The sequence below is a fragment of the Verrucosispora sp. CNZ293 genome (assembly GCF_002754655.1).
Map to the genome: position 1 here is coordinate 399938 of NZ_PEFR01000001.1, position 12697 is coordinate 412634.

Annotated in this window: 10 protein-coding genes; 6 read left to right on the plus strand and 4 right to left on the minus strand. The window is 72.9% G+C overall.

From position 1 onward, the window contains the following. Positions 1-78: 78 nt before the first annotated feature. Entirely contained in the window at positions 79-501 is a 423-nt protein-coding gene (locus CLT74_RS01805; RefSeq protein ID WP_099844988.1) for a MerR family transcriptional regulator, read from the plus strand. Here the strand turns inward: CLT74_RS01805 and CLT74_RS01810 are convergent. Together CLT74_RS01810 and CLT74_RS01815 are read right to left on the minus strand one after the other, a co-directional pair. After that, positions 498-1733 (minus strand): MFS transporter, encoded by a 1236-nt coding sequence (locus CLT74_RS01810; RefSeq protein ID WP_099844989.1) that lies wholly within the window; start codon positions 1731-1733, stop codon positions 498-500. The two genes, CLT74_RS01805 and CLT74_RS01810, sit on opposite strands and share 4 nt — an antisense overlap. Positions 1734-1791: 58 nt before the next feature. Continuing rightward, complete coding sequence (locus tag CLT74_RS01815; protein WP_486581904.1) at positions 1792-3285, minus strand: GH1 family beta-glucosidase; 1494 nt, start codon at positions 3283-3285, stop codon at positions 1792-1794. 964 nt (positions 3286-4249) lie between these two features. On the opposite strand from CLT74_RS01815, the gene CLT74_RS01820 reads away from it, so the two are divergent. After that, the gene (locus tag CLT74_RS01820; RefSeq protein ID WP_099851112.1) at positions 4250-7150 is read left to right on the plus strand and encodes a glycoside hydrolase family 48 protein; all 2901 of its coding nucleotides are present in this window, start codon (positions 4250-4252) and stop codon (positions 7148-7150) included. A gap of 278 nt (positions 7151-7428) precedes the next feature. Here the strand turns inward: CLT74_RS01820 and CLT74_RS01825 are convergent, their stop codons facing one another. Next, complete coding sequence (locus CLT74_RS01825) at positions 7429-8154, minus strand: DUF3159 domain-containing protein (protein ID WP_099844990.1); 726 nt, start codon at positions 8152-8154, stop codon at positions 7429-7431. 83 nt (positions 8155-8237) lie between these two features. On the opposite strand from CLT74_RS01825, the gene CLT74_RS01830 reads away from it, so the two are divergent. Further along, positions 8238-9125, plus strand: a complete 888-nt coding sequence (locus CLT74_RS01830; protein ID WP_099844991.1) for a phosphatase PAP2 family protein — start codon at positions 8238-8240, stop codon at positions 9123-9125. Positions 9126-9129: 4 nt separating this feature from the next. After that, positions 9130-9810, plus strand: a complete 681-nt coding sequence (locus tag CLT74_RS01835; RefSeq protein WP_099844992.1) for a maleylpyruvate isomerase N-terminal domain-containing protein — start codon at positions 9130-9132, stop codon at positions 9808-9810. A 78-nt stretch (positions 9811-9888) separates the two neighbouring features. Here CLT74_RS01835 and CLT74_RS01840 read toward each other — a convergent pair whose 3' ends face one another. After that, entirely contained in the window at positions 9889-10752 is an 864-nt protein-coding gene (locus tag CLT74_RS01840) for a DUF1028 domain-containing protein (RefSeq protein ID WP_099844993.1), read from the minus strand. 104 nt (positions 10753-10856) lie between these two features. Here CLT74_RS01840 and CLT74_RS01845 point away from each other — a divergent pair, with 104 nt between their 5' ends. After that, positions 10857-11837 (plus strand): LLM class F420-dependent oxidoreductase, encoded by a 981-nt coding sequence (locus CLT74_RS01845; RefSeq protein ID WP_099844994.1) that lies wholly within the window; start codon positions 10857-10859, stop codon positions 11835-11837. Then, positions 11834-12667: an SDR family oxidoreductase gene (locus CLT74_RS01850; RefSeq protein WP_099844995.1), complete on the plus strand. Its 834-nt coding sequence runs from the start codon at positions 11834-11836 to the stop codon at positions 12665-12667. The genes CLT74_RS01845 and CLT74_RS01850 overlap by 4 nt, the downstream gene beginning before the upstream one ends. Positions 12668-12697: the final 30 nt, after the last annotated feature.

The window sequence follows — 12697 nt, forward strand, 5'->3', positions numbered from 1 at the left end:
TCGATCCGGCCGGGTTCCGGATGCTTGACATCACCGGTGACGGTGCATCTTCATGTCCACATGAAGTCAAGGCGGCAGATGGCCATCGGTGAGCTGGCGGCGCTGTACGGGTTGGCTCCGCACGTGTTGCGGCACTGGGAGCAGATGGGGTTGCTGACCCCGGCCAGGGCCCCCGGCGGACGGCGGGTGTACGGCGCGGTCGACGCGACCCGGATCGCGCTCATCCTGCTGGCCAAGGAGGCGGGGCTGACCCTGGAGCAGACTCGCTACCTGCTCACCGAGGCGGCCGACAAGCAGGCCCGGGCGGCTCTGTACGAGCGGCACGGTGACCTGCTGCGCGCCCGGATCGCAGCGGCTCAGGAGTCGTTGGCCATCATCGAGCACGCGGCGGCGTGCGACGCCGAGGACATCACCGTCTGTCCCCGGCTGCGGGAGAAGGTGACGGCCCGCCTGCCGGCCGGGTTACGGCCCGACGGAGGTGCCTGGCCGGCGTCGGCCTAGCGAAGGCCGAGGGCGGTGCCGGGGTTGGTCGGACGGGAGGCGATCCACCAGGCGACGGTGGCGGCCACCGCGACGATGCCGCTGAACACGAACGGTGCCTCGATGCCGGCTCGGGCGGCCAGGGCGCCGCCGGCCAGCGCGCCCAGCGCGGTGCAGCTGTAGGTGACCAGGCGGGCGGCGGCGACGACCCGGCCGAGCAGCCCGCCCGGCACGAGCCGTTGGCGGATCGACAGCGCGGCGACGTTGAGCACGGCGAACGCCGCACTTGTGGTGACCACGACGATCACCGCGACGGCGCGGTGCCCGACGACGGCCAGCAGGGCCGGTACGCCGGCGGTGACGGCCATCGACCAGGTCAGCACGGTCCGGTGATGGAAGCGGGCGACGAGCCGGTCGGCGGCGAACGAGCCGACCAGTCCACCGGCCGCGCCGGTGGCCAGCAGCAGGCCGAAACCGAACGCGCCGAGCCCGAGGGCGTCGCGGGCGTAGAGCACGAAGATCGCGAACCAGGCGGTGTCGGCAGCGGCCACCGCGGCGGTGACGAGCACCAGGGTGCGCAGCATCGGCTGGCGGATGAGCCAGCGCAGGCCGGCCAGCGCACCATCGCCTTCGGCGGACGGCGGTGCGTCGCTGGTGTCCGGGACGGCCCGGTGGGCCAGGGTCAGTGGCAGGGAGAGAACGAGCATCACCGCCAGCGCCAGGGTGGCCCCGTTGACGGCGAACGGGATGGCGGCACCCATCACGAACAGCAGGGCACCGACAGGTGGGCCGACGAACTCGTTGCCGACGATCTCACCGGCGACCAGGCGTCCGTTCGCCTTCTCCAACTGGGCGTCGGGGACGAGCCGGGGCACGGCGGTCTGGGCGGCGGTGTCCCGGATGGTCTCGCCGACGCCGAGCAGGAACGCGGCGGCCACGACGAGCGCGATGGTGGCCCAGCCCAGGGCGACAGTGGTGGCCAGCGCGGCCAGCACCACGACGCGGCCGGTGTCGGCGGCGGCGAGCAGCGTACGGGCACCTCGGCGGTCGGCCAGGGCGCCGGCGAGCAGCCCGGAGACGAGCCACGGCAGGAACTGGGCGGCGGCGACGGCACCGACCGCCAACGGGTCGTCGGTGAGTGCGGCGGCCAGCAGGGGGAAGGCGGCCACCCGGATGCCGTCACCGAGGTTGGCCAGCGCGGCGGCGCTCCAGAAGGTCCAGAACGGCCGGCCCAGGCGGTTGCGATCACGCATGCGGGGATCGTACGTGCCTCGGCGGCGACCCGGACCCGGGCCGCCGCCGAGCTGCGGGTCAGACCGCGTTGTCCGCGATGACCTGGCGGTACCAGTGGGCGCTGCGCTTGAACACCCGGCGCTGCGTCGGGTAGTCGACGTAGATCAGCCCCCAGCGCTGCTCGTAGCCCTCGGCCCACTCGAAGTTGTCGAGCAGGGACCAGACGTGGAAGCTCTCCAGCGGCACGCCATCGGCGATGGCTCGCTGGGCGGCGGCCAGGTGGTCGCGCAGGAACGTGACGCGGCCGTCGTCCTCGACGGTGCCGTCGGGGCTGAGCTCGTCGGGAGTGGGCAGGCCGTTCTCGGTGACGGTGATCGGGATCGGCCCGTAGTCGCGGGTGACCCGGGTGAGGATGTCGTACATCCCGTCGGGGTAGATCTGCTGCCACTCCGCCTCCGAGGTGGGCCAGCGGCGTTCCATGCCGCCGGAGGCGGTGACGTAGATCGGGGTGTAGTACTGCACGGCGAGCAGGTCGACCGGGCTGGAGATGATCTTCAGGTCGCCGTCGCGGATGCCACGGACCATCCGGCTGTCGGGGCCGAGGTCGGCCAGGACGTCGTCGGGATAGCTGCCGGTCAACGCGGAGTCGAGGTAGAGGCGGTTCTCGTAGCCGTCGTAGAGGCGGGTGGCCTCGGCGGCGGCGGTGGAGTCGTCGGCCGGGTAGCAGGGGTGCAGGTTGAAGGCGGGACCGATGCGACTGGCGCCGCCTCGGGCGCGCAGGGCGCGTACGGCGAGGCCGTGGGCGAGCTGGAGATGGTGGGCGACCAGGTACGCCGCGTCGGGGTCCTGCCGGCCGGGGGCGTGGTGGCCGAACAGGTAGCCGTTCTGCACGACGGTCTTCGGCTCGTTGATGGTCAGCCAGACCGGCACCCGGTCACCGAGCGCCTCGAAGACGATGGCGGCGTAGTCGGCGAAGCGGTGGGCGACGTCGCGGGACTCCCAGCCGCCGGCATCCTGCAGGGCCTGGGGCAGGTCCCAGTGGAACAGCGTGGCCATCGGGGCGATCCCGCGTTCGTGCAGGCCGTCGACGAGGCGGCGGTAGAAGTCGAGGCCGCGTTGGTTGGCGGCGCCGGTTCCGTCGGGCTGGATGCGCGGCCAGGAGATGGAGAACCGGTAGCTGCGCAGCCCCAGGTCACGCATCAGATCGAGGTCTTCGGCATAACGGTGGTAGTGGTCGGCCGCGACGTCACCGGTGTCGCCGTTGCGGGTACGCCCCGGTGTGCGGCTGAACGTGTCCCAGATCGATTCGCCGCGGCCGTCCTCCTTGGCGGCGCCCTCGATCTGGTAGGCGGAGGTCGCGGCGCCCCACCCGAAGTCGGGGGGGAAGGACCGTCGGGCGGCCGGGTTCGACGCGGTGGCCGTGTTCTCGACCGGGTCGCCGGGCCGGCAGCCGGCCAGGCCGGTGGCCGTGGTGGCCACAGCAGCGGTGCCGAGGACGGCGCTGACCGGGGTGGCGGCGGTGGCCGAGAGCGCCGCGCGGCGCAGCAGGTGCCGCCTGGTGAGTATCGACATGGGTTCTCCTCGTGGATGGGGATGACCGCCTGAGCCCGGGAGCGCTCCCAACAAAGGCTAGAGGGTAGGCGGTCCCGCAGGGCCGAGTCGTCGCGAGGGGTGGGGCGGACGGACCTCGGTGGCGGGGTGACGTGGGGTGGGGAAGGGCGCTGTGCCGGTCGGGCAGCGGTGCGGCGGGACCGGGTGCGCCGAGTACCGCGGGCGGACCGGCGGTGCGCGCCCGGGCGGTCGGCGGGGCGTCGCGGATGGCGGTCGGCGGGCGGGTCGGCTGCCGTGCGGGGCGCGCGGGTGGTGCGCGTCTGACCCGTCGGCCTCTTTTCCCATCGTGAACGGGGGTTTAGTGTGGGGACGGGGGAGGGCAACCCCCGTCCCCACCGTGTTGCGGTACACGCACGTTCGGATTGGCGTCCCAGTTGTGCGTGTCGCGCGGGAGCCGGGCCACGCGAGTGGCTGAGGATCCACCTCCCTCCACTGTGGTGGGGTGATGGCTGACGGCGGTGTCCGGGCTGGCCCGCCGTCGGCCTGTGGCCTGTTCCCCGGAGCCGTGGGCACGACACCGGGCGATATTCCGGGTGGAACTCTGTCGATGGAAGCGCTCCCATCGACGTTGCTGCGACTGTAACGCCCGTCACGGCTTTGTGAAAGCCCCAAAACGAGATCGAAACAACTCAGTGTTTCCGGAAGTTTCCTTGCTGGCGTTGGGAGCGCTTCCATGGCACACTGTCGATCGACCGCGCGGAGCCAAGGTACGCGTGAGCGTGGGTCGCCGAGGGCTTCCGGCTCGTCCGGTACGGCGTCCTGCCAGCAGCGGGAGCAGCTGCCGTCCCATATGGCGCCCCGCCGCGCCGGCCCCACCCGGGCCGCAGCGACCACCATCCACTGGCACCTCGATGGACCCGTCGTCCCGAGGCGTCACCGCCGGGGCGCCACCGCCACCGGCCTGGTCCGAGGAGACACCGCGCAGATGAGAAACCTGGCTAGACGTCGGCGCCTGGCGTGGCTCGCCGCCGCGGCGCTGGCGATCGGTGGGGCGACAGTCCCCGCCGCCGCCGCACAGGCCGCACCGGCCTGCGACGTGGTCTATACGACGAACGACTGGAGCAACGGCTTCACCGCCAACGTCACCATCAGGAACACCGGCGACGCGATCAACGGCTGGACCCTGCGGTTCGCCTTCCCCGGCAACCAGCGGGTCACCCAGGGCTGGTCGGCCCGGTGGAGCCAGAGCGGCAACGAGGTCACCGCCGTCAACGAATCCTGGAACGGCAACATCGCGGCCGGCGGCAGCACCAGCATCGGCTTCAACGGCTCATACTCCGGCACCAACGCGAAGCCGACCTCGTTCTCGGTCAACGGGGTCACCTGCGGTGGTACGGCGCAGCAGCCCCCGACGGTCAGCCTGTCGGTGCCCGCCGGTCCGTTCACGGCCCCGGCGACGGTGCCGCTGACCGCCACCGCCAGCGACCCGGACGGCACCATCGCCCGGGTCGAGTTCTACCGCAACGGCCTGCTGGTCAACACCGACACCACCGCGCCGTACGCGTACACCCTGGAGAGCCTGCCGGCCGGTGACTACACGGTGCAGGCCAGGGCGTACGACAACAGCGGTCTGTCCGCGATCGCCGAGCGCTCGTTCACCGTCGGCGGCACCACCTCGCCGGCACTTGTCGCCGCGCCCACCGCGTTGACCGTCCCCGAGGGCGGCAGTTCGACGTTCAACCTCAAGTTGAACCGGGCGCCCACCGCGAACGTCGCGGTGAGCCTGGCGCGCACCGGCGACACCGACGTCACCGTCACTCCGACCTCGGCGACGCTCACCACGTCGAACTGGAACACCGGCGTCGACGTCACCGTCCGGGCGGCGGAGGACGCAGACACCACGAGCGGCACCGCCACCATCACCGCCTCGGCCACCGGCCACACCCCGGCGACGGTCACCGTCACCGAGATCGACAACGATGTGCCGGGCGGCGACGGCGAGTATGTGCAGCGCTTCCTCACCCAGTACAACAAGATCAAGAACTCGGGCTACTTCAGCCCCGAGGGCGTGCCGTACCACTCCATCGAGACGCTCATCGTCGAGGCGCCGGACCACGGCCACGAGACCACCTCCGAGGCGTTCAGCTTCTGGCTGTGGCTGGAGGCCTACTACGGTCGGGTGACCCAGAACTGGGCGCCGTTCAACAACGCGTGGACGGTGATGGAGAAGTACATCATCCCGTCCAACGCCGACCAGCCGACCGCCGGCGCCGCAGGTGACGCCACCTACGCCGCCGAGCACGACCTGCCCAGCGGTTACCCGTCCCAGTTGGACTCGAACGTGCCGGTCGGCCGGGACCCGCTGCGCTCGGAGCTGCAGTCGACCTACAACACCGGCTCCATCTACGGCATGCACTGGCTGCTGGACGTCGACAACGTCTACGGCTACGGCCGCTGCGGCGACGGCACCACCCGCCCCGCCTACATCAACACCTTCCAGCGGGGCACCCAGGAGTCGGTATGGGAGACCGTGCCGCACCCGTCCTGCGACACCTTCGCCCACGGCGGCCAGTACGGCTTCCTGGACCTGTTCATCAAGGAGTCGCAGGCTCCCGCCAAGCAGTGGAAGTACACGAACGCTCCGGACGCCGACGCCCGCGCCGTGCAGGCCGCGTACTGGGCGCTGACCTGGGCCAAGGAGCAGAACAAGGCGGCCGACGTGTCGGCCACCGTGGCCAAGGCCGCCAAGATGGGTGACTACCTGCGGTACGCCCTGTTCGACAAGTACTTCAAGCGGGTCGGCAACTGCGTCGGGGCCACCGCCTGCCCGGCGGGCAACAACCGCGAGGCCGCCCACTACCTGCTGTCCTGGTACTACGCCTGGGGCGGCGCGACCGACACCAGCCAGAACTGGTCCTGGCGGATCGGTTCCAGCCACAGCCACTTCGGCTACCAGAACCCGTTCGCGGCCTGGGCGCTGACAAACGTCGACGAGCTCAAGCCGCGCTCGCCGACCGCGGCGGCGGACTGGACCAACAGCCTCAACCGGCAGCTGGAGCTCTACACCTGGCTCCAGTCGGCCGAGGGCGGCATCGCCGGTGGCGCGACAAACAGCTGGGGCGGGCACTACGGCACGCCGCCGGCCGGCACGGCCACCTTCTACGGCATGTTCTACGACGAGGACCCGGTCTACAACGACCCGCCGTCGAACCAGTGGTTCGGCATGCAGGCCTGGTCGATGCAGCGCATCGCCGAGCTGTACCTGGTCTCCGGCAACGCCCGGGCCAAGGCACTGCTCGACAAGTGGGTGCCGTGGGCCATCGCCAACACCACGCTTGGTGAGAACTGGTCCATCCCGTCGGACATGAAGTGGACCGGCCAGCCCGCCAACTGGAACCCGACCAACCCGCAGCCCAACACCAACCTGCACGTCGAGGTGACGGTCAAGGGCCAGGACGTCGGCGTCGCCGCCGCCTACGCCCGCACGCTCATCGCGTACGCGGCGAAGTCGGGCAACGAGGCGGCGAAGACCACCGCCAAGGGTCTGCTGGACGCGCTGCACACCCACAGCGACGCCCAGGGTGTCTCGACCGTGGAGAAGCGTGGCGACTACCGGCGCTTCGACGACGTCTACGACGCCTCCACCGGGCAGGGCCTGTACATCCCGCCGGGCTGGAGCGGCGAGATGCCCAACGGTGACGCCATCGCGCCGGGGAAGAGCTTCCTCGACATCCGGTCGTTCTACAAGAACGACCCGGCGTGGCCGAAGGTGCAGGCGTACCTCGACGGTGGGCCGGAGCCCGAGTTCCGTTACCACCGCTTCTGGGCCCAGGCGGACGTCGCCATGGCCTACGCCGACTACGGGAAGTTGTTCCCCAACGGCTGAACGGACTCCTCCGGGTGGGCGGTGACCCACCCGGAGGCACCGGCCGGGCCTCGGGGGTAGAGGCAGGTCCGGTTGACGGCCTGACACCCACGGTCAGGCCGGGGTGGGTCGGCCCTCTGGCCGACGCAGCGGAGCGGTCGGCCCACCCCACCACCCCGACCCGCCGGCCACGGCGCGCACATCGCGAAAAAAAGTGACCGCCCCGGGATCACAACCCGGCCCGGGACGGAGTAACGTACATCACCGGAGAGGCCGCTCCCCCCGTGGCGGCCTCTCCCTTATTGTGTCGGCCCGGGCGCCTGCGGCCCGCTGTCCTCCGGCACCCGCCCGGCCGGTTCCGGCTCCGGTGTGACCGGGTGCCGCAGCCCCGGATGAGCGGCCGGCAACGACCGCCGCAGCACCGCCCAACTGAGCGCCAGCGCCGTCGCGACCAGCGGCCAGGTCAGCGCCACCCGGGCCGCGGTCAGCGCGAGGACGTGACCACCGAGGTACAGCGGCAGGAACACCGCCAGCCGCAGCAGGTAGGTCCCCGTCCACACCCAGCTGGCCCGGCCGTACGCCCGCAGCAGCGCCGGATCACGTCGCCAGCGCCCGCGCTGTCCCAGCGCCGTGCCGACGACCACCCCGAGCAGCGGCCAGCGCACCACGATGCTGGCCGCCCACGCCAGCGCGCTGGCGGCGTTGGCCAGCACCTGCACGAGGAAGAAGTCCTCGGCCCGCCCGGTGCGCACCACCACCAGCGCGGCCACGCAGACCGCGAGCAACCCGACGAGCACCGAGCGGGGCCGGTCACCGCGACGCAGCCGCCAGCCGGCCACCACCGCCCCGGCGACCAGGGCCGCCACCACCCCGACCAGCACCGAACGGTCACCGGCCAGCCAGCCCACCGTGAACGCCACAGGCGGCACGGTGGCGTCCACGGCCCCCCGACGCCCGCCGAGCAGATCGGCAAGTGACTCGGGTCGCCCGACCGTGGTGGCGTCCCGCTCTGACGTACCGGTCACGTGCCCTCCTTCACCTGCGGCCCAACCTATCTCCACGTCACGGGCGGGCCACCGGCCGGACGCCGGTAGCGTGCCGCTAAGTTGTGCGGGTGCGCGTGACGCCCAGGGGTGGTACTGCGGTATGGCTGGTCGTGCTGGCCCTGATCCAGGCGGCAGCCTTCATCGCCGTCTGGCGATTCGCCCTCCACACGGAGATCGGCCAGTGGATCGACACGGTGGCCCTCACCGGTAACCGGATCGGCCGCGACCACATCGAGGAACCTGTCGACCGGATCCTCAACGCGATGTCCGTGGTGTCGCTGCTGGCGGTCACCGTGACGATCGGGTTCATCGCGCTCATCCGAGGTCGGGTAGCCCTGGCCGTCGCGGCGACGCTGCTGATCGCCGGGGCCAACGTCACCACCCAACTGCTCAAGTACGGACTGAGCCGCCCCGACTACGGCATCGACCTGGAACGGGCGTACGTCGGCAACAGCCTGCCCAGCGGGCACACCACGGTCGCCGGCTCGGTGGCGGTGGCCCTGGTGCTCGTGCTGCCGTCGAAGGTGCGGGCCGTCGGCGCCGTGCTCGCTGCCGGCTACGCCGCGACCGCCGGGGTGGCGACCCTGTCGGCGGGCTGGCACCGGCCCAGCGACGCGGTCGCCGCGTTCCTGGTGGTCGGGGTCTGGGCGGCGCTGGCCGGGCTGCTGCTGCTGATCACCCAGCGGGAACGGGCGGAGGTCGCCCCCGGTGACGCGCACCGGCTGACCGCCCTGCTGCTGGGCGCGGCCGGGGTGCTCGCGATCACCGGGTGCGTGCTGGCTCTGTGGTGGCTTGCGGATCTGCGGTCCACCCCCGCGGTGGAGCTGGCTCGTCGTCCGCTGTTCGTCGGCTACGCGGGCGGCGCCGCCGGCATCGCCGGCTCGATGGCAGTGGTGATGGCGCTGGTGCTCACCGCCGTGCACCGTCTCGTTCCCCGCTACAAGGGCTGACCGGGTGAGCGCGGTCCGGTCGGCGTTCCACGACGAGTGCGACCGGCTCGGCGCGGTACTGCGTACCCTCGACCGGTCGGACCTCGACCGCCCGACCCGCTGCGCGCCGTGGACGGTGGCCGACCTGCTGGCCCACGTCCGCACCGGGGCCGGCCGGCTGGCCGACATGCTGGCCACCACGGTGCCCGGCCCGGCCCGGGTCGGTGCCGCCGGCTACTTCGGTGCGGCGAAGTTCCTCCCGGAGGTGGACGCCGACCGCATCGAGTCCGCGCGGTCCGAAGCGACCCGACACAGCAGCCAGGAACTGGCGGCTGAGCCCGGCACCGACTTCGACAGGGCCTGGCGGGCCACCCTCGCCGCCGTCGACGCCCACCCCGGCGACCGGGTGGTACGCACCCGGCACGGCGACCTGATGACCGTGACCGAGTTCCTGCGTACCCGGGTGGTGGAGGTCGGCGTGCACGGCCTCGACCTGGCCGAGGCGCTGGACCGGCCGCCGTGGCTGACCCCGACCGCCGCCCGGGTGATCGCCGACCTGCTCACCGGCGGGCGGGCCCTGCCGGCGCACCTCGGCTGGGACCGGCTGACCCTGATCCGCAAGGCCACCGGCCGCAGCCCGCGCAGCCGGGCCGAGCAGGACGCCCTCGACGCCGCCGGCATCCGGCTGCTCACCTTCGGCGGCTGACCGGCGCCCGACCGCCGCGCACCCGCCCGCGCGAGCCGCCACCGGCCCGGTAGCCGGAACGCGGCCGGTGGATGGTGGTCAGGCGGCGGTCCGGGGTGCCGGCACGTGCGGGACGGCGGCGCGCAGGTGGGCCAGGACCACCGGGTCGATCCGACCGGGCGCCAACCGCTCCTCCAGGTTCTCCAACCCGGCCCAGTCGACAAGCGCGTCCTCGGGCTCCGCCGGGTCGGCCGGATACCCGAGCGCGGTCAGCAGACCGGCGACCTCGGCGGCCAGCGCACCTGTCAGGTCCAGCAGGGTGGCCGGATCGGGCCGGCTGAACAGCAACGTGTGCACCCCGAGCAGCCTGTCGAGTTCGGTGACCGGGTCGGGGTGGTCGTCGACCCGCAGGTCGATCATGACGTCGCCGGTGCCGCCGTACCCGCCACCACGGCGCACCACCAGCAGCCCCGCGCTCTGCCGACCGCGCCGGTCGCCGCCGGCGGCCTCGCCGGCCCGCAGCGCCGCGAGCAGCCGCTGCGCGAACGGCAGGTCGGCACCGGCCAGCCAGGTGTCGCGCAGCGCGTCGACGACCTGCGGGCCGGTGAGGATGTTCCCCTGCGCCGCCCAGCCGTCGCCGGCCTGCCCACCGGCCCAACCCCGGCAGTGCTCACCGGTCCAGGTGGCGCCCGGCCCCGTGGCCGCCACCACACCGACCTGCCGGTGGTCGCGTTCCGGATCGGCGGCAACCAGGCCGGCGACCACACCGGCGGCGGAGACGCCGGTACGCAGCAGCGCCAGCCCTTGCGGCCGGTAGGCCAGGTTCACGTGCGCCTGGGTGGCGATCGCGCCGACCTCGGCCGCGGCGCCCGGCACGAGAGCCCCGGCAGCCAGGAAACGGCTGGCCACGACGATGCCGTGCAGCCGACCGTCGTCCGAGCGGGCCACGAGGGAGAACGTCACGTTGGGAAGGTTAGCGCTGGTGGCGGTGCTTCGGCCGCCGCCGCGACGACCTTGCCCGACGACGCCGGGACGGGCACCATCGACCGATGACGACGCGATGGGCAATGACGGTGCCGTTGGGCGGGATCCCGCTCGCCGACCACGCCGCGGTGTACGCGGCCCTGGCCGAAGCCGGCTACACCGACGTGTGGTCCTCGGAGGTCAACGGGGCCGACGCGTTCACCCCACTGGCGCTGGCCGCCGCCTGGCAGCCCGGACTGCGGCTGGGCACCGCGATCACACCGGCGTTCACCCGTGGCCCCGGCCTGCTGGCGATGAGCGCCGCCGCGCTCGCCGACGCCGCGCCCGGCCGGTTCGCCCTCGGCATCGGCGCCTCGTCGCCGGTGGTGGTCTCCGACTGGAACGCCGTGGAGTTCACCGAACCGTTCCGGCGTACCCGTGACGTGCTGCGCTTCCTGCGGGCGGCACTGCGCGGGGAGACCGTCGACGGCGCGTTCGACACCTTCGCCGTCCGCCGGTTCACCCTGGACCGAGCGCCGATGGTGCCGCCGCCGCTGCTGCTGGCGGCGTTGCGTCCCGGCATGCTGCGGCTGGCCGCCGCCGAGGCCGACGGAGTGATCCTCAACTGGCTCGCCGCCACCGACGTGCCCCGGGCGGTGGCCGAGCTGGGGCAGCGGCGTCCGCAGTTCGAGGTGGCCGCCCGGATCTTCGTCTGCCCCACCGAGGACGCCGGGTACGCCCGCACCCTCGGCCGGCGGATGATCACCAGCTACCTGACCGTGCCCGCGTACGCGGAGTTCCACAGGTGGCTCGGCCGGCAGGAGGCACTTGCCGACATGTGGGCGGCGTGGGCGGCCGGCGACCGGCGCGGCGCCCTGGCCGCGATCCCGGACGAGGTGGTCGACGCGCTGATCCTGCACGGCTCACCCGAGCAGTGCCGGGCACAGGTGAACCGCTACGTGTCCGCCGGGGTGGACGTACCGGTGCTGGCATTGCTGCCCACCCCGGAGGTCACCGCCACCGACCCGGCGGCCCTGGCCACCCTTGTCGCCCGGCTCGGGCTCGACGCGAAGGAGTCGGCGTGAACCTCACCGACCGGGTAGCGGTGATCACCGGCGGGGCCGGTGGAATCGGGGCGGCGCTGGCCCGGCGGTTCGCCGCAGAGGGAGCCGCCGCGCTGGTCCTGGCCGACCTGGACGGCGCCGCCGTCGAGGCGGTCGCCGACGCCGTGGGCCCGCTGGCCCGGGGCGTCGCGGTCGACGTCACCGACGAGGAACAGGTACGCGCCCTGGTCGCCGACACCGAAGGCCGCTACGGCCGGATCGACGTGTTCTGCGCCAACGCCGGGGTGAGCACCGGCGGGGGAGTGGAGGTCGACGACGCCGGCTGGGAACGGTCCTGGCGGGTGAACGTGCTCGCCCACGTGTACGCGGCCCGGGCGGTGCTGCCGGCGATGCTCGCCCGGGGCAGCGGCTACCTGCTGCACACCTGCTCGGCGGCGGGGGTGCTGACCGCCGTCGGTGACGCCGCGTACACCACCACCAAGCACGCTGCCGTGGGGTTCGCCGAGTGGCTGTCGGTGACCTACCGCGACCAGGGGATCCGGGTCAGCGCGCTGTGCCCGCAGGGCGTCGACACGGCGATGCTTGCCGACGGACTGGCCGCCGGTCACCTGGGTGCCCGGGTCATCGCGGCCTCCGGCGCGGTGCTCAGCCCGGACGACGTGGCCGCGGCGGCGGTGGCCGGGATGGCGGAGGAACGGTTCCTGATCCTGCCGCACCCCGAGGTGGCCGACTACGCCCGCCGCCGCGCCGAGGACCCCGACGGCTGGCAGTCCGGCCTGCGCAAACTCGTCCGCCGGTTGCGTGCCGTCGATCAGGACGCACCGCCGCCGAAGCCGGCAGCATCACCGTAGGTGGCGTTCGCGGCGATGGCGGCCCGGGCA

What these genes read in the sequence shown, in the direction of transcription:
- CLT74_RS01815 (WP_486581904.1), bottom strand. Translation starts at nt 3,285, where the DNA reads ATGTCGATACTCACCAGGCGGCACCTGCTGCGCCGCGCGGCGCTCTCG.
- CLT74_RS01810 (WP_099844989.1), bottom strand. Translation starts at nt 1,733, where the DNA reads ATGCGTGATCGCAACCGCCTGGGCCGGCCGTTCTGGACCTTCTGGAGC.
- CLT74_RS01820 (WP_099851112.1), top strand. Translation starts at nt 4,250, where the DNA reads ATGAGAAACCTGGCTAGACGTCGGCGCCTGGCGTGGCTCGCCGCCGCG.
- CLT74_RS01845 (WP_099844994.1), top strand. Translation starts at nt 10,857, where the DNA reads ATGACGGTGCCGTTGGGCGGGATCCCGCTCGCCGACCACGCCGCGGTG.
- CLT74_RS01805 (WP_099844988.1), top strand. Translation starts at nt 79, where the DNA reads ATGGCCATCGGTGAGCTGGCGGCGCTGTACGGGTTGGCTCCGCACGTG.